At 53.9% G+C, this 16233-nt stretch carries 15 protein-coding genes; 4 read left to right on the top strand and 11 right to left on the bottom strand.

Features of this window, described 5'->3' with window-relative positions; all coding sequences use genetic code 11:
* Window positions 1-79 precede the first annotated feature (79 nt).
* Window positions 80-1759, bottom strand: coding sequence for a hypothetical protein (locus F4555_RS05000; protein ID WP_103759059.1), 1680 nt, complete (start codon window positions 1757-1759; stop codon window positions 80-82).
* Between the two features lie 173 nt (window positions 1760-1932).
* Here F4555_RS05000 and rpmB point away from each other — a divergent pair, with 173 nt between their 5' ends.
* Together rpmB and tpx are read left to right on the top strand one after the other, a co-directional pair.
* Window positions 1933-2130: a 50S ribosomal protein L28 gene (rpmB, locus tag F4555_RS05005; protein ID WP_004012257.1), complete on the top strand. Its 198-nt coding sequence runs from the start codon at window positions 1933-1935 to the stop codon at window positions 2128-2130.
* A 26-nt stretch (window positions 2131-2156) separates the two neighbouring features.
* Window positions 2157-2651: a thiol peroxidase gene (tpx, locus tag F4555_RS05010; RefSeq protein WP_115326013.1), complete on the top strand. Its 495-nt coding sequence runs from the start codon at window positions 2157-2159 to the stop codon at window positions 2649-2651.
* A gap of 87 nt (window positions 2652-2738) precedes the next feature.
* Here tpx and F4555_RS05015 read toward each other — a convergent pair whose 3' ends face one another.
* From F4555_RS05015 to F4555_RS05045, 7 genes are all read right to left on the bottom strand, one after another.
* The gene (locus tag F4555_RS05015) at window positions 2739-3548 is read right to left on the bottom strand and encodes a TrmH family RNA methyltransferase (protein WP_115326012.1); all 810 of its coding nucleotides are present in this window, start codon (window positions 3546-3548) and stop codon (window positions 2739-2741) included.
* A gap of 24 nt (window positions 3549-3572) precedes the next feature.
* Window positions 3573-3953, bottom strand: coding sequence for a 50S ribosomal protein L20 (rplT, locus tag F4555_RS05020; protein ID WP_004012254.1), 381 nt, complete (start codon window positions 3951-3953; stop codon window positions 3573-3575).
* An 18-nt stretch (window positions 3954-3971) separates the two neighbouring features.
* Window positions 3972-4166, bottom strand: coding sequence for a 50S ribosomal protein L35 (gene rpmI / locus F4555_RS05025; RefSeq protein ID WP_004012253.1), 195 nt, complete (start codon window positions 4164-4166; stop codon window positions 3972-3974).
* 2 nt (window positions 4167-4168) lie between these two features.
* A complete protein-coding gene (gene infC / locus F4555_RS05030; RefSeq protein ID WP_004012252.1) occupies window positions 4169-5239 on the bottom strand; it encodes a translation initiation factor IF-3 in 1071 nt (356 codons plus the stop codon).
* 404 nt (window positions 5240-5643) lie between these two features.
* Window positions 5644-6384: a twin-arginine translocase subunit TatC gene (gene tatC / locus F4555_RS05035; RefSeq protein ID WP_115326011.1), complete on the bottom strand. Its 741-nt coding sequence runs from the start codon at window positions 6382-6384 to the stop codon at window positions 5644-5646.
* 29 nt (window positions 6385-6413) lie between these two features.
* Window positions 6414-6695 (bottom strand): twin-arginine translocase TatA/TatE family subunit, encoded by a 282-nt coding sequence (locus F4555_RS05040; protein WP_004015739.1) that lies wholly within the window; start codon window positions 6693-6695, stop codon window positions 6414-6416.
* A gap of 27 nt (window positions 6696-6722) precedes the next feature.
* On the bottom strand, window positions 6723-7343 hold the full coding sequence (locus F4555_RS05045; RefSeq protein WP_004016686.1) for a Sec-independent protein translocase family protein: 621 nt from the start codon (window positions 7341-7343) through the stop codon (window positions 6723-6725).
* 120 nt (window positions 7344-7463) lie between these two features.
* Between F4555_RS05045 and F4555_RS05050 the strand changes: the two genes are divergently transcribed.
* On the top strand, window positions 7464-10103 hold the full coding sequence (locus tag F4555_RS05050) for a sodium-translocating pyrophosphatase (protein ID WP_004012247.1): 2640 nt from the start codon (window positions 7464-7466) through the stop codon (window positions 10101-10103).
* Window positions 10104-10113: 10 nt separating this feature from the next.
* Window positions 10114-11178 (top strand): glycosyltransferase family protein, encoded by a 1065-nt coding sequence (locus F4555_RS05055; protein ID WP_004012246.1) that lies wholly within the window; start codon window positions 10114-10116, stop codon window positions 11176-11178.
* Window positions 11179-11299: 121 nt separating this feature from the next.
* On the opposite strand, the gene F4555_RS05060 is transcribed toward F4555_RS05055, so the two are convergent.
* From F4555_RS05060 to F4555_RS05070, 3 genes are all read right to left on the bottom strand, one after another.
* A complete protein-coding gene (locus F4555_RS05060; RefSeq protein ID WP_004012244.1) occupies window positions 11300-13864 on the bottom strand; it encodes a DEAD/DEAH box helicase in 2565 nt (854 codons plus the stop codon).
* Window positions 13857-15758 carry a site-specific DNA-methyltransferase gene (locus F4555_RS05065; protein ID WP_115326010.1) on the bottom strand — a complete coding sequence of 634 codons (1902 nt, stop codon included), beginning with the start codon at window positions 15756-15758 and terminating at the stop codon, window positions 13857-13859. The genes F4555_RS05060 and F4555_RS05065 overlap by 8 nt, the downstream gene beginning before the upstream one ends.
* A gap of 117 nt (window positions 15759-15875) precedes the next feature.
* Window positions 15876-16232: a YxxD family cognate immunity protein YxxD gene (locus F4555_RS05070; protein ID WP_004015735.1), complete on the bottom strand. Its 357-nt coding sequence runs from the start codon at window positions 16230-16232 to the stop codon at window positions 15876-15878.
* Window position 16233: the final 1 nt, after the last annotated feature.

The following is a 16233-nucleotide window of genomic DNA, read 5'->3' on the forward strand; positions in this document are numbered from 1 at the left end:
TGGAGCAAAAAATTTCCTTCGTCAACACCCCGCACAAACCTTGGTTTATCTGGGGTTATGCGGGTAGTTTTACGCCTGTTTAGGTTTCATCCCACTCGGTGTCATCCTTCACTCCCAACAGGGTTGCCCCGGTTTGCCCCCCATAAAAAATCGTCAGTTCAATGCGGGGGTCGCCCTCGGCCATGCTACGCAGCCTGACCCGATCCACGCCGGGTTGACGCGCCCCGATTAGCGCCATAATTTCAGCAGTATCACCCGGAGCAAAAGCACAAAGTGCCTCAAGTTGTTCCTTTAGGTTTTCGCCGATTTCCTCTACCCGAATCAGCGTGCACAACCGCTGTATTTCGCGCTGCGCCGAGGCTTCAGAATCGCCATCACGGTGACATTGCCAAGTGGCCAGTCCTGCGCTGAGCCACAAAGCGCTCAGTTCGTCGCGGCTGGGGGCGACGGTCACTACGGCGGTTTCATGAGGTGCCATTTCCTTGGCCAGCTCCCACGTGGCGGGCGAGCTGGGTATTAACACGGATAGTCCCCGTGGTTTTCCCAAAGCCCACTGTACCCAATCCGTCCCGCTCGGATTCAACAGTACCGTGGCTGAGCCACGCGCATACATTTCCACCAAAGCTGGAGCTTCGCTAAGGATTACCAATTTGGGACGTTTTTGTTGCATCCCCGATTCCAGGGCATCCACGCCGCTAAACCCACTCGAGCCACCGGATTTTCCGGATTTGCCAGGCTGACCCGCGCGGGTAAAACGTCGCGTGAACAACACCACATTGTCTTTTTCCGGCACAGGATCTTCCGCGCCGACACGCCAAAGGGAAGACTCGGGGGGTGATAGCTGTTCCACCAGGATGTTCTCGTGAGGATGAGGCAGAATCGACAGCGGCGCGGCCGTGTGAACATGGGTGGTGAAAGTAGCGAAACCCAGCTCGTCTTTAGTCCCCAGTTCCAGCACTTCGGAACAGGTTGCGCCCAGTTCTTGGCGGCGCGTGCCAATTTCTCGCGCATAGCCAGTGTGACGAAAAGTAACTTCGAATTCTGTGCCTGGAGTCTGGGCACGCCGGGCACTGACAACAGGACGCGACCGGTCAGCCCAGTCAGTTAGCATGGACTGGATAATCTCGGTATTACCCGGAGTTTTCCCTTCGATTGAGGCCACCACATCTGCCAGGCTGGCCAAAATTAGGCACGCCCCCGCCAATCCCGCATCCCCAACCCCCCGGTGAGTATCAGCGGAATCTACGGTAAGCTGCTGGGCGCATACCACCGTGGTATCCATCACCGCAGACAAAGTGTACACGTTGAGCTCCGCTAGTTCTGCCTCGATGTTTCGTACCAGGGCAGTTAGTCCAAAATCCAGACTGACTTCCCCGTCAAGGTTCTGGAAATCTCGAGAAATGCTGCTAACAGCTTGTACTAGTTCTACGGGACGAATCAGCGGAACTTCCCGCCAGGTTTTGGCGGTGGCCGCGAGACTCGCCGCCGTGAACATGCCGCTGGAACCACGCGGGAATTTCGCAGCCACACTAGCTAGATGCGCCATGAACCGGTCGGGTGGGATGTGCGGGGAAAAAACCGCAGCGACAGCTGCCAGTTTTGACCAGGTTGCCACCAAGTTCGTCCCGGTATTGAAATTAGGCACTGGAAAAGTATTGAGGTCATTAAGCAAATCCTCGGCTTGCACCAACAGTGTCGCCGTATGCGCCACCCAGGCACAGAAATCTTTGGTTTCTATAATCTGGCGGGTTACATCCACATATGCTCCTTGGGTTGAGATTTATTTTAGCGGCCAAGCCCACGAAAACGGGCAGTAACAGGGCTCGATTTGTTCATACCCTATTTTTGGCTTATTATTGTCAGGTTGCTCTTATGAGCGAGGGGCTGTTTTGGCTCCTTTAGACTGTGAAGAATCGATTTCAGGAGAAAATTGTGGCTGCGGTATGTGACATTTGTGGTAAAGGACCGGGTTTTGGGATGAGTGTGTCCCACTCTCACCGGAGGAATAAGCGTCGTTTCAACCCGAATATTCAGCGGGTTCGCGCTCTGGTTAAGGGCACCCCCAAGCATCTGAATGTCTGCACCAAGTGCATCAAGTCAGAGCGCGTGGTTCGCCCCGCCGCAGTGTAGCTAGAATTCAAGCTATAAGTAACTTCATGGCTCTTACACATTTACAAGGCACCCCAGTAAACACTGTGGGTAATTTGCCGACACCAGGCACCAAAGCCCCGGATTTTAGTGTCACCAAGTTGGATTTAAGCGAACTGACCTTGGGAGACTTGGCGGGTAAGACGATTTTGCTCAACATTTTCCCATCCATTGACACGGGGGTCTGCGCCGCATCCGTCAGACGGTTCAACATCGAGGCGGCGGCTCACCCGAATGTGATGGTGGTCAGCGTTTCCCAAGATTTACCTTTCGCCTTGGGGCGATTTTGCGGTGCCGAGGGCATTGAACATGTGATTACCACCTCTGGTTTCCGCTCTAGCTTCGGCACAGATTACGGTGTGAAACTGGCGGACTCCCCCATGGCCGGCTTGTTAGCGAGAGCCGTTGTTATCATTGGGGCTGATGGCACAGTGAAATACACCGAACTGGTCGAGGACATCGCGCAAAACCCCAACTTCGAAGCCGCTCTCGCCTCGTTATAAAGCTTTCTGTTCACATATCCACCCATATTGGGGGGCAGCCGCTTTTGCGACTGCCCCCCAAACCATGTTTTAAAGTCTTCGCAAAAGTCACCTGGTTTGAGCGTGCGCTGTCATCCACAAAGCCAAAGTCGCAGCCTGTGATACATTGAAAGATTCAGCTTGCCCGAACATAGGAATGGCCATCAATACATCGCACAACTCGCGCTGGGCAGCATTCAGACCGTGAGCCTCATTGCCCATCATCCAGGCGACTTTCTTGTCGGCAAATTGGCTCGCCACCTCGAAACCCCAAGCCAAGGGGGCATCCAAAGCAGTGCCAGCTACCAGCCATTGCGACTCATGAAGCGTCGAGACTAATTGAGCCAAATCCGAAAAACGCGGCGTCGGCACATGAAACACGGATCCCACCGAGGCGCGAATCACTTTCGGGGAACTCACATCGGCAGATTGTTCCCCCATAAAGACACTACCCGCCCCACAGGCATCCGCCAAGCGCAGCATGGTTCCAACATTGCCGGGATCTTGAGTTTCCGGCAAAATCAGCGCTATGCGCCCCCGCAACTCATGAAGCGGAGGAAAAACCGCGAAACTGGCCGTCGCGAACCAGCCCTGCGCGGCCTCGGCCACGACTCTCGCAACCCGTTCACTGACCCAGTGCCCATGCACCGGCGCGGCCTCCACCAGCGACAAAAGCTCCGGCTCGGAGACCCCCGCCGCCTCGGTAAGATACACGTCCTCCACCGAATCCGGCGCGAACCGTAAAGCCTCACGCAAGGCCTGGGCACCCTCGATGCGAATCAGCGAGGATTTTAGACGTGCGGAACGCCGCGAGAGCCCGGCAATTCTACGCATCTTTACAGACGACGGATTGTCCAGAATCTCGCGACGTTCCAGCATGTTTCGAGTTATCCGCTCCGCTACCTAGGCGGCCGGTTGGTTTACATCCTTCGGCAAGGCATCCTTCGCAACCTTCACCAAAGCGTTGAAAGCGGTGATATCACTGACAGCCAATTCGGCCAGCATCCGGCGATCAACTTCCACTTCCGCCAGGCGCAAGCCCTGGATGAAACGGTTGTAGGTCATGCCTTCGGCGCGGCAGGCCGCATTGATGCGGGTAATCCACAATTTGCGGAAATCACCCTTGCGAGCCTTGCGGTCGCGATAGTTATACACGAAAGAATGCGTGACCTGTTCCTTCGCCTTACGGTACAGACGGGAACGCTGCCCGCGATAGCCGGAGGCGCGCTCCAAAGTGGTACGACGTTTTTTGTGAGCGTTGACTGCGCGCTTAACACGTGCCATGATTAATCTCCTTTTCCCTTACTTACCCAACAGCTTCTTGACGCGTTTCACGTCAGACGGAGCCACTACCTGGTCTTGGCTCAAGCGACGAGTACGGCGACTGGACTTGTGTTCCAGCAAGTGGCGTTTGTTAGCGGTTTCACGCATCAGCTTTCCCGAACCAGTGGTGCGGAAACGTTTCTTAGTGCCCGAATGGGTTTTATTCTTCGGCATAATTATTTCTCCTCTGTTTCAGCCTGAGCCGTGGCGGCCGGCGTTTTTTCGGTCTTGCCCACAGTCGTCTTTTCGGTCTTCGGGGCAGATTTCTTGGTGGTGGAACGGGTCGTTTTGTTCGCCGTTTCACCTCCAGTTTTAGGGGTTCGCCGCGTAGTGGTACGCGGGGCGCGTTTGGCCACAGGTTTCCCCGGCTCGCCCTTGGCCGAGCTGGATTTAGGGTCGGCCTTGGCGCTGCCGGCTTTGGCGGGACTAGCTTTGGTGCTTCCAGATTGAGCCGCAGGAGGCGTTGGTTTCACGTCGGCTTCATGAGGTGCCGCCGCGTCGTCAGTTTTGCTAGCCGATGCCCCGTCTGTTTTCTTCAAACCGGCCAGACCACCCTCGCCCAGCTGCGAGAATGTCAGCGGCTTCAACACCGGAGCATTGGCTTGTTCCGCCACCCGCTTTTGGTTGCGCAAAGCACGTTCCGCTTTCGCGTCCCGTTTAGCCTGACGTTCATCTTCACGACGTTTACGTTGCACCGAAACCGCGTCGGTCTTCTTTTTCACCGGTGCTAAGACCATCGTCATATTGCGTCCGTCCTGACGCGGTGTGGATTCCACAATCCCGTCTTCGGCGATATCTTCCGCCAGGCGATTCATCAGTTTAACGCCCATTTCAGGGCGGGATTGTTCGCGGCCACGGAAGCGAATCATAACCTTGACTTTGTCACCGCCGTCAAGAAAACGACGCATGTGCCCAAGCTTCACCTCGTAGTCATGCTGGTCAATCTTCAGCCCCAAACGGATTTCTTTCAACTGGGTAGAGGCCTGGTTGCGCTTCGCATCGCGAGCCTTTTGCGCGGCCTCGTACTTGTATTTCCCAAAATCCATCAGCTTGCACACCGGTGGATGCGCCTCGGGGGCGACTTCCACCAAATCCAAACCGGCATTCTGCGCCAAAATCAGGGCTTTACCAATGGCTACCACCCCGATTTGTTCACCGTTTTGACCAATGACGCGCACTTCACGTACGCGAATCTGGTCGTTAACCCTTACGTCTGAAATGACAACTCCTTGCTTGTGATATGCCATAAACCGGGTTAAACGCAAAAACCATCCGACTGTGACGAGAAAACGCCACAGCTGCACTATCGTGCTCGAACCATTACCCAAGACGTACCAAAGTACCGGGCAGAGGTGGGAATAATCTTCCGCTTAATCCCGGCTATGAGCCGGACAACTTATACTACCAATTCATGAGGTGATATCCCAAATCACGGCATATTTACGGAAAACCGGGCGGGGCAGATTTCCTAATTTAGCCGGTTACAAAGAGTTGCGCCTAAAACGGTAAATCCTTGCCGTTTTTCGGAGCGCAAGAGCCCTAGCGGAGTTCCGGCGGCAGTAGACATTTAAACACTGCGACGTTGCATTTGTGGCGCTCTCAGGACTTCGTCCATGCGTCACAGCACCCTGCGGTGGCACCAATCTGCGGGTTACTCTCGCGCGGAGCCGCATGAACCCAACTTACGCCGCCGCCCCCGGAGACAATCATGCAACGCGGAAATCCCCACCGCACCAAAGTACAGTGCCAATAACGCCCCGGCCTGGAGCAGAATCGGCCACGGTGTCGGCAACGGATTGGCAATCGCGGAAAACACCAGCGCTACCATTACCGCGAGACGCCACGCTTTAAGCATCTGGTGCGCCCGCAACACCCCCACAAAGTTCAGCATCACCAGGATTTCGGGAATCAAAAACGACAGCCCAAAGGCAATCACCAGGCGAATATAAAAATGAATATAAGAATCGGCCGAAAGTAGCATCACTGCTTCGGGCGGAGTGAAAGAAGCCAAAATTTGAACCGCGCGCGGAGCCGTCCAATCCCCGAAAACCGCACCCCCGGCAAACAACACGACCCCGAAAAAACCAAAAACCGCCAGCCAACTGCGCTCCCGATTCTTTAATCCAGGCCACAAAAACGCCAAGGTTTGATATATCCACCAAGGCGAAGACATCAATATGCCCAGCCACAACGTAACACGCAATTTCAAATCCAACGCCGCGCCAATGGTTTGAAAATTTAGCTCTGCTCCCCCAATGTCACGCATCGGGGCGGTGATATGCGCCAGCGCCAGCTCATAGAGGAACCAACCACCGATGGACGCCGCCGCGATACCCAGCAACGCGAAAATCAGCCGACGGCGCAGCTCTTTGAGGTGCGCCGCGATGGTCATAACCCCCTTAGCTGGGGTTGGTGATTCGCTCAATTGTCCTGGTGAGGAATGCTTTGGTCGGCGGGGTTTTCCGGCTTCGGTGCTGCCTGAGTGGGGGCTTGTACTTGGCTTGTTTCCGGGCTGACGGGCGCGGCAAAGTTTTCATCTTCGGCCAAATCTTTGAGTTCTTCCTTCAAAACTTTCGCTGATTTCCCCACATTACGAGCGATTTCAGGCAGTTTCGCCGCTCCAAAGACCACCACCAAAACGATAATGACCGTAATCCAAACAATAGGGCTGACAGACAGCATAACCGCGTGTGAGGGAACCATGTTTCTCCTTATATATAGGCCGTATATCTAGCTTAGCTGATTTTGTGGCGGCGTGACGATTGGCTCCTGTTCCTCTGGCAGTGCAGTCTGGGCGGACGAGCCGGTTGAGTTTCCGACCTCGGCGTTGTTGTCAATCGGGTTGACCGGGTCGGGTTTCGTGGTGGTTGGATTGGTTGGGTGGGGCGAGTTATTTCCTTCGCTTAACTTGTTTTCGTCGGGTTCATGAGGGGCTTGCTGGTGTAGCGCCTGCAAAGCTCGCAACTGCGGCTCGAATAATTTCAGACTCTCCGGCACGGGTTTTTCCGAATCAGTGGTGAAATCTGGAGTTTCCCTGGGTTCCAGTTGGGTGACTTCCGGCGAGGAACCGGTAGTTATGGCCTTTATCCACAGTTGCATTTCCTCGGCCACGGCCTCTTTCACGAGGTGACGGGGATTGAACTGCGAAGGGTCAAATCCCGACAAATCCACTTTCAGCCCGCTACCAGCAGCGGTGGTTTCCTCGCGCAGTTTCGCCGACCAGCGGCGCAAATATTGCAAGGCTTGACGCAGCCACATAATTCCTTGGGCAGCGTGGCGAGGTCCCGCAATGATGACCCCCACCACCAAAATCAACAGCAGCTCCGAGCCGCTTATCCCAAAGAATTCCACAATTCCGATTGTAGTGAGGTGACGCAGATTTCTTCAAGAGTTCAAACAGCTGCGGGATGTATTTTTGAAAACTAGACTGGTTAGTTAACAGGGAAAGCCCTAGTGAAACGAGGTTGATTTATGTTAATAGGTTTCCCCCCTGCTACTGTCCCATCCCTAGCGGCAGCTTTGCCGCCCACCGAAGGCGAAATGGGAGGAGGTGAAGCAAACCTGATACTGCCGGATTTAGGTCTGGCTACCATCCACGGGATTCCCGGAAGTACCCTGCTGCTAATAGGAATGCTGGTATGCGTGGCTGGGCTGGCTTTCGGGCTGATGACCTTCCTGAGTCTACGTTCCTTACCAGTTCATAAATCTATGTTGGAAGTAGCTGAGCTAATTTATTCTACTTGCAAGGCCTACCTGGTGAAACAAGGTAAGTTCCTATTATTCCTGTGGGTGTTCATTACCGCCATTATCTTTATCTACTACAAGATTCTGGTGGGATTCACCTGGTCCAAAGTCGCTATTGTGATTGGCTTTAGCCTGCTGGGCATGGCCGGTTCTTTTGCGGTAGCCTGGTTCGGAATTCGGGTCAACACCTTTGCCAATGCCCGTACTGCTTTTGCCTCACTAAAGGGACGTCCATATCCGGTTCACTTCATTCCCCTGCAAGCTGGGATGTCCATCGGCACCGTGCTGATTTCCACGGAGCTGTTGATGATGTTGATAATTTTGGTATTCCTGCCCAAAGACGTGGCCGGAGCGTGTTTCATTGGCTTCGCTATCGGAGAATCCCTGGGGGCTTCCGCCTTGCGTATCGCCGGTGGTATTTTCACCAAAATTGCCGATATCGGCGCGGACTTGATGAAGATTGTATTCAAGATTGACGAAGATGACCCGCGCAATCCCGGGGTAATTGCCGACTGCACCGGGGATAACGCCGGGGATTCGGTGGGACCTTCCGCTGATGGTTTTGAAACCTATGGAGTGACGGGGGTGGCCTTGGTGACCTTCGTGGTGTTGGCGGTGGATGACTTATCTTTACAGGCCTTGCTTTTGGTGTGGATTTTCGTGGTTCGTGCGGTCATGATTATCGGAGCCGCCTTAGCCTACGCTTTGAATACCCTATGGGTTCACACCAAGTACCATGAGGCCTCGCGAATGAATTTTGAAACCCCCTTGACGAGTTTGGTGTGGGTGACCTCGATTATGTGTATCATCCTAACCTACGGTGTGACTTGGTTCATTATGGCTGACCAGCCCGCAATGCTATGGGTGAAACTAGCGACCATCATTACCTGCGGCACCTTGGCCGGAGCCTTGATTCCCGAGTTGGTAAAGGTGTTCACTTCGACCAACTCGCATTTTGTGCGCGAAACTGTCAAGTCTTCGCGTGAAGGCGGAGCGAGTCTGAATATTCTTTCCGGCCTGGTCGCTGGCAATATGAGCGGCTACTGGCTGGGAATCACTATTGTGGGTCTGATGGGGGTAGCCTTCCTGATTTCCGAAATGGGGCTAGGGACTGTGATGCAAGCCCCCGAGGTTTTTGCCTTTGGCCTGGTGGCTTTCGGGTTCCTGGGAATGGGGCCGGTCACGATTGCGGTTGACTCTTACGGTCCGGTAACCGACAACGCTCAATCCGTGTTTGAGTTGTCGCGTATCGAGTCTGTGCCCGGCATAGAGGGGCAACTCATGAAAGAGTACGCCGTTAATCCAGTGTGGGAAAAAGCCAAACTGATGCTAGAAGATAATGATGGGGCAGGAAACACGTTTAAAGCCACCGCCAAACCAGTGCTGATTGGCACCGCCGTAGTGGGTGCCACCACCATGATTTTCTCGATTATCATGTCCTTGACAAACTCCTTACATAATCAGGAAGCCGTTGCAAACCTGTCCCTCCTACATGCTCCCTTCCTGCTGGGTCTAATCGCCGGAGGCGCAGTGATTTACTGGTTCTCTGGGGCTTCTACCCAGGCCGTAACCACTGGCGCCAACCGAGCGGTGGCTTTCATTAAGGACAACATTAAACTCGATGCCAACAACGAACGGGCTTCGGTAAGCGATTCACGCCGCGTGGTGGAAATCTGTACCCAATACGCTCAACAAGGGATGCTGCTGATTTTCTTGGCTGTGTTCTTCGCCACCCTCTCCTTTGCCTTTGTGGAGCCGTATTTCTTCATCGGCTACCTGATTTCAATTGCTATCTTTGGCCTGTATCAAGCAATCTTCATGGCCAACGCCGGTGGAGCTTGGGATAATGCCAAAAAAGTTGTCGAGGTTGATCTGCATATGAAAGGTACAGAGCTGCACGATGCCACCATCGTGGGCGACACGGTGGGAGATCCCTTCAAGGACACTTCCTCGGTGGCTTTGAACCCAATCATCAAGTTCACTACGCTGTTTGGACTGCTGGCCGTCGAACTGGCAGTCAGTCTAACTAATCAGGGTCAGGCGCGTTTGGTTCATGTCCTAGCCGGGGTGTTATTCATCGCTTCGGCGTATTTCGTGTGGGCTAGTTTCTACCGGATGCGTATCCGGGGTGCCGCTACCAAAGACTCTATGAATAACCACGAGCCCCCTGCCGACACCGCTATCAATGGCGTACGCAATGTAAAGGGCTTGGTACTGCGTTCGACGGGGACGACGCTGCCTTCTAGCGGAGCGGATGCTCCGATTGCTGCTTCGGCCTTAGATGCCATTCCAGATTTCGACGTATCCGAAACGGACGAGAATGATATTTCCCCGGATTCGACCAGCTCCAACCCAGCGACTAGATAAGGACAAGAACATGAAACTCGCAATCAAATGGGATTCGATAAAGATTGATGAAGCCGGGCATGTGGCGGGGCATTCTGCTGGTGATACCTTGGTGCGGCGTATCCTGCGTAATTTCCCCAATTCGATTCTGATTGGGGGCACAGCCCGACGCTGCGAAGGTTTCACGGTGGCACCACTGGAGATGCTTGACCCCAACGACGTGGCGGTAATCAACATGGATGTGATTGATTCTTCACGTTTGTGGCAGAAAATGTATGACGCCGGGGCGGAAAAGCCCCGCATCATGAACTTCATGTGGTGGTCGCCCAGTGATATGCAAACCGTAGAGGGTATTGCTTCTATGGCTCTGTCCTGTACCCTGTTCCCCACCTTCGCTAACTCAGAACGTACCGCCTCCGAGGTGCGCGAGATTTGTCATAAGTGGACGGTGAAACCCTTACATGAACAGATGCAACTGGGCTGGGTAAACCTGGGATTCCGTCTGGCTCACGTACAACCACGCCAAGAAACCGAGATTCCGATAGTGCTCTACCCTTCGATTTATCTCTCGGCACGTAAACGTCCCGAGATTTTCTTGGAAGCTGTCCAGTGGGTGCATCGCAAGATACCCATCAAAGTAGAAATGCGTTTGCACGAGACGCATCTGGTCAGTGAGGCTGCGATGAAATTCTCGCAGCGAGACTGGATTTGGGTAGGTCCCCTAACCGCCACTCGCCAATCATATTGGAAAGCGCTGGCTCGAACCACGGCGTTCTTGGCCACCACTTCCGAGGAATCCTACGGTATTGCCTATGTAGAGGCTCTGGGTGCCGGGGTTATAGGGATTTTCCCGGATTTGCCGTGGGCTCACGCCTTGGTGCCCGAGGATTACCCATTTTTCTATAAGACCATGGATGAGGCCAAGAATATGCTGTGGCAAGCCGTGGTGAATCCTAAAGAGTCCCGAGCGAAACTCGATGCCTGTGCGGGTGGAGACATCCAAAAGTGGATTGGGGAACACCACTCTGATGATGCTTTCGATGACGCGTTAATCTCGGCGGTCACCGACTGGTTGGGCGATATCCCCCACGCCTAGATAATTTCATCCTGGCAGAAATTCGGGATTTTTTGGGGGTGGGGGTCAATATATTCAACCCCCACCCCCATTTTTCCCAAATTTCTGCCGCCTGCCCCAGACAGGCGCAGCATAAACCCAACTAAACCAGGTTACTGACCGGCTGGGCGAGTGCCTTGAGATCGTCCCAAGAGTCGGCCGCCGCAATGTCGCTTTCAAAACCAATCAGATACCCCCAGTATTGCCCGGCAAAGGCTGTTTCAGCCGCCAGGCGCTGCACTAAAGCCTCCGCAGCCCGGCGTTTGGCCGCCACCGTCGCGTCATCCCGGCCGCGTTCACTCTTCGCCTCGATAATCCAGTGAACGCCTTGCCGGTCAAGTGCCACAAAATCCGGGAAATACCGGTCAAGAGCGTTGTAACTGACAAAAGCGCCATCCGCAGGGTGGAGACGGTGCCACCAGACAATGCTGGGCGAAGTGTTCAGCAACTTGGCCAGCTCGTATTCCCCAGTGTATGAATCGAAGGATTCGGCGCTAAACAACGATTTGAACCACCCCGCATATACCCGGCCGCGCACGAAATCGCGGCGGTTATCAATCTGGGCGTGTACCTTCTCCCCCAACAGCAAGATGTAGCCCGAACCGGGCATAGTTTTGGGGTGAATCACTGGGACTTCACGGATTTCTCGCGAAAGCTCCTTGATGTAGTCGCTAATTATTTTTCGCAGCAACGCTTGCGCACAACCAAGGGTTTTCACTGTCCAGTGCGCAAAGTCCACGCTATTACAGAAAATCGGCACCAAAAACGACTTTACGTAACCCGCAGTCTCGGGAGTTTTCGGCACCTGTTGAAGGTTCAACACCAGTTTCACCAGCGCGTGCTCGGCGGCCTCGGCTGCAACGGGTATCGAATCCACCTCGGCGCTCTCCAGGTCTGCCCCGTGCAGGTCTTTGCCTAAAGCGGCGACAATCTCTTTGCGCAGCAGCACATCTTTAGCGGAGGTGACCCGCTTGGCGGCATCCGCAATGGTCTTTCGAGGTATTGCGGACAAATCGAAACGCGGCTGTTCTTGTTTAACGGTGGTTACGGGGAAAGTGTACGTCACCTCGGCAAAGTCGGGGTTGCGGGTGATGGTCACCACTTGTGGTGGTTCGGGAAAGTTCGGGGTGCATGAGGTGCCAGTCTCGGGTATGTGGCGAATCGTCATTCCTGGCTGACCGGTTTCACTTGTTTCAACGCCGATGCTAACACCACGCGAGGCAGAAATCCTCCCGTCTGGGGAACCGTCCGCAGAAGCGTCCGGGGTACCATCCAGGGCATCACCACCGGATGCTTGTTCGGCAGCCTGACGAATCGCTGTTCTCACCCGTGACGGGTCGCTGTCTTTCACGGCTTGTTCCAGGCCGAATTGTTGCAAAACATTCTCGGCATCTAACAGCTCCTCGAAGGATTGGTGGGCAACAATATCCAGCTGGTCTATCTGGCCTACACCCGTGTACGCTCCGAAAGGCAGTCGCAGTCCACGTCCCATGGTTTGCTGGGTCAAAACCTCGGAGGCCATAGCACGCAGGGTCACGATTACCGCCACGTTCTTTACATCCCAGCCTTCCTTTAGCTTGTTCACGCTCACTACAGCTTTCACCGGTGAATCCGGTTTCTCCAAGCCGGCCAAAAAACGATTGGTATCTTCCTTGTCATGGTTGGAATCCACTTGCAATACGGCAAAATCTGATCCGAAGTATTCACTTGTACGCAGCAAAGAAGTAATTTGGTCGGCGTGTTCCGTATCCGCACACACCACCAGCAAAACCGCGTTCAACCGGGCGCGACTGTGAGTATCCGCATAGGTATCGTAGAAATCCTGTTTATAGGCACGAAGCTGTATCGCGTCTCGCAGTTGCTGTTCTTCCGAGGCCGCCGCACCCGTGTACCCGCCTTTGCGGAAGGCCAGCACTGGAGCTTTCACATACCGGTCTTGAATGGCACGATACAGGGGATATTCGTAAATCACGTGGTCTTTGGTCTTGTCCACCGAGGCGGTAAGCCCAATCATGGCGGCTGGTTGCAGCTCCCGCAAAGCCCCATGGAAAGCCTCGGCCGAAACCCCGTACAGATGCGATTCATCGGCTATCACTACCAGGTCATCAAGCTCGCGCAAATAGTCGAAAAGTACCCCGGCGTTTTCGTCGAAACGCCTAGGCTTACGCTTCATGGCCTCCTGGCCACTACCGTGGGTATCACCTTCCAAGGTTTTGGGGGCAATCAGCTGGTGGATATTGAAAATAAAAGCCAACACGGGAGTTTGTGCCCCCGAGGCCGGCTGTGTTCCACTGTTAAGCCGTGCTATCCACGGCGCATAGTTTTGCGGGGTAACTATGTCTGGTGGCACTGGGGAGCCCGCGATATATCCGGGCTGTCCGGGCGTGAAGTTCGCGATGGTCTTGGCTTGCACGACTTTGCCGGGAGTGACTATCACCGCATTCCCCACACCTTTAGCACGCAGGTATTCGATAAAAGCCGCCATCAGGTATGTCTTGCCCACCCCGGTAGCCAGGTTCAGAACTTGCATCACTTCCGGGTCATAGTCCCCGTCCAGCACGAAAGCCAGCTGGCGCAGGGCTTCGCGATTTGGGGCACGCAGGTCGAAGTCGGCGCTGATGGTTTCCAACAGTTCTGAATCGAAGGTAAGCTGCAAGCGCTTAGGCATTGTTTTCGCCACCTTTCCGGTAGGGGAAAATTTCGTCCGGGATGGCCACTACCCGCGAGCCTTTCCGAGCAAGGCGTAGGTATTCGCGTACTCCGTCCATAACGCTGGTGGCCGCCAAGGTGATTGTTTCTCCCGGCTGGGTGCGTGACACCAGGGAGTCTACGGTTTCATGAGTGGCCACTCCCTCGATGACTTTTAACAGGTTATTACCCCGTTTACCATCAAAGATATAGTCATCCTCGGCATGTAACAGGGTGAACCCTAGGTTCGCCGCCACTGCCTCTACCAAAGTTTCCCCCGTGGCGGCCGGGGTTAACATCACACGGTCGAGCTCTGGGTCATAGTCGAAACAAGCCGGGGACAGGTGTGCCACCTGGAAGCCTCCCCCACCGCGCCAGTTAATGGATTCTTTGCTACGTTCGGTTTTCGTGGCGGCTTTCAGCTGTTTGATTAACGGGTTCTTCGAGGCGGCTTTCTTTAGCTGTTTTAGCTGTGGATTCTCTTCCTCTTCAGGGTCGCCAGAGAGTAAATTCTTTAAGACGGCGTTGAATTTAGCGGCATCCTCCGGGCTAATCTTCTCGGGCAGCTCCACACCTTCGGCAGGAATATATTCACCTTTCTTAGTGTAGGTCACCCCGCCCGGATCCTGGTCGTTGATAACTTTCATGAGGCGCGGTTTGGTAAAACGCTCGAAAGTATCCGCTACCAGTTCGCAGGTCACCCAACGCCGCCCCATTTTCTGCGCCACCGCCGCCGTTGTCCCGGATCCCGCGAAACAGTCCAGTACAATGTCCCCCGGATTTGACCCGATATGAATAATCCGTTCCAACAGTCGCTCCGGCTTCGGGGTTGTAAACGGTGTCGCTCCTGGAAAAAGTGCCTTAATCTCCGCCTTAGCTGTCCTATTGGCATCAACTTCAGCATTACTCCAAAATGTTGTGGGCGGAGAAATCAGGTCGTCTGGCTTGTAGCTACGTAAATACGGAAAGAGACCACGCCCTTTATCCAGCCAGTAAATTTCACCTTTCCGTTTCTCCACATTTGACTTCTCCCATCTCCAACGTCCTTCTACTCCATCAGATTTTATAGGTAAAACTTGTGAACCATCGGGTGCTTCAATCGAATAGAACAGAGAGGGCCGATCTTGGCGTAAGGAATTCGCTCCAGTCTTCATTAGTGTCAAGTATCGAAATCGTCTTCCGATAGAATCCATCTCCTTGTAATGAGAAGTATCGTAAGTAATTTCAATAGTTTTCACAGCAAAGATATTCGTTTTCCTATAACAGATAACGTAATCAACGGAATGAGTGAATTCCTTAGAGTCTGACCGGGGCGAATCAGCTTTTTGCCAGGCTACCTCAGCCACAAAATTCCCGGCTCCGAAGATTTCGTCGAGCAGCAGCCTCATGCGGTGGACTTCTACATCGTCTAGGTGTACCCAGATGGAGCCGTCTTCGCGCAGCAGTTTTTTGAGGTTTACCAGTCGGTCACGCATCATGGTCAGCCACACGGAGTGCTCCAGGTTATCCTCGTAGTTAGCGAAAGTCTGGGCGGTGTTAAACGGCGGGTCGATATAAATCAGTTTCACTTTACCGACATATTTTTCGGCCAGTTCCGGTACCCGGGTCAGGGCTTCCAGTACATCCCCGGATTCCCCCAGGATTAGCAGGTTGTCGTCTTGTGGTTCCAAGTCGGCACGTTCGGTGTACCTGGACTTGTCGTTTTTGGGTGTCTGCGAGCCGGTAACATATTCGTCGAACACCAGAGTGTGGGTTTCACAGTACCTGGGGTCAGCCGGGTCAACCCAAGTGTAGCCATATTTCCCGGTCTCGGTGGGAATCAGGGCTTTGTCCTTGTTGTACCAGGTCAGTTCCAGTCGCTGTGCTTTCTCCACGCAGGCTCCTTTCGCCTTTGATTACCGTAACCACCCCTAATTATACAGTCTCACCTGGCTTCACCGCTGCCACGCACCTATTCATCACCGCCTGCGCCACTGACAGAGCGGCTCTAGTTATTTGCGCAACGGGTCGGTTTCCGCCGAATACACGACCTCGTCGGTTTCCACGTTCGTAATCAGGACGGGAAAATCGCGATAGTCAACAGTGAGAAATTCATTGTATCGGCGCGGACCGTCCTTAATTATCTCAGTAATCTCAAATGCAACCTGAAAGAATTCATCATACCTCGGGTCATCCATCTCAATATCCAAATCACAACCATTCTCCGAGTCATACGCCGTGTCAAATACGCCACGATACTCTTCGCCGTCAAAGAATCTAATGTCTAGCAAGGCTTGCGGATGGCGATAATGGTAGCGCACTACTTTCCATACTTGATATTTTTCCTCTGGGTGAAAATAGTTATACATA

The organism is Mobiluncus mulieris, from assembly GCF_014204735.1.
GTDB lineage: Bacteria > Actinomycetota > Actinomycetes > Actinomycetales > Actinomycetaceae > Mobiluncus > Mobiluncus mulieris.

Excerpts from the sequence above, each read along its gene's own strand:
- tpx (WP_115326013.1), top strand. The coding sequence starts at position 2,157 with ATGGCTCTTACACATTTACAAGGCACCCCAGTAAACACTGTGGGTAAT.
- F4555_RS05015 (WP_115326012.1), bottom strand. The coding sequence starts at position 3,548 with ATGCTGGAACGTCGCGAGATTCTGGACAATCCGTCGTCTGTAAAGATG.
- rplT (WP_004012254.1), bottom strand. The coding sequence starts at position 3,953 with ATGGCACGTGTTAAGCGCGCAGTCAACGCTCACAAAAAACGTCGTACC.
- rpmI (WP_004012253.1), bottom strand. The coding sequence starts at position 4,166 with ATGCCGAAGAATAAAACCCATTCGGGCACTAAGAAACGTTTCCGCACC.
- infC (WP_004012252.1), bottom strand. The coding sequence starts at position 5,239 with ATGGCATATCACAAGCAAGGAGTTGTCATTTCAGACGTAAGGGTTAAC.
- tatC (WP_115326011.1), bottom strand. The coding sequence starts at position 6,384 with ATGACCATCGCGGCGCACCTCAAAGAGCTGCGCCGTCGGCTGATTTTC.
- F4555_RS05040 (WP_004015739.1), bottom strand. The coding sequence starts at position 6,695 with ATGGTTCCCTCACACGCGGTTATGCTGTCTGTCAGCCCTATTGTTTGG.
- F4555_RS05050 (WP_004012247.1), top strand. The coding sequence starts at position 7,464 with ATGTTAATAGGTTTCCCCCCTGCTACTGTCCCATCCCTAGCGGCAGCT.
- F4555_RS05055 (WP_004012246.1), top strand. The coding sequence starts at position 10,114 with ATGAAACTCGCAATCAAATGGGATTCGATAAAGATTGATGAAGCCGGG.
- F4555_RS05060 (WP_004012244.1), bottom strand. The coding sequence starts at position 13,864 with ATGCCTAAGCGCTTGCAGCTTACCTTCGATTCAGAACTGTTGGAAACC.
- F4555_RS05070 (WP_004015735.1), bottom strand. The coding sequence starts at position 16,232 with ATGTATAACTATTTTCACCCAGAGGAAAAATATCAAGTATGGAAAGTA.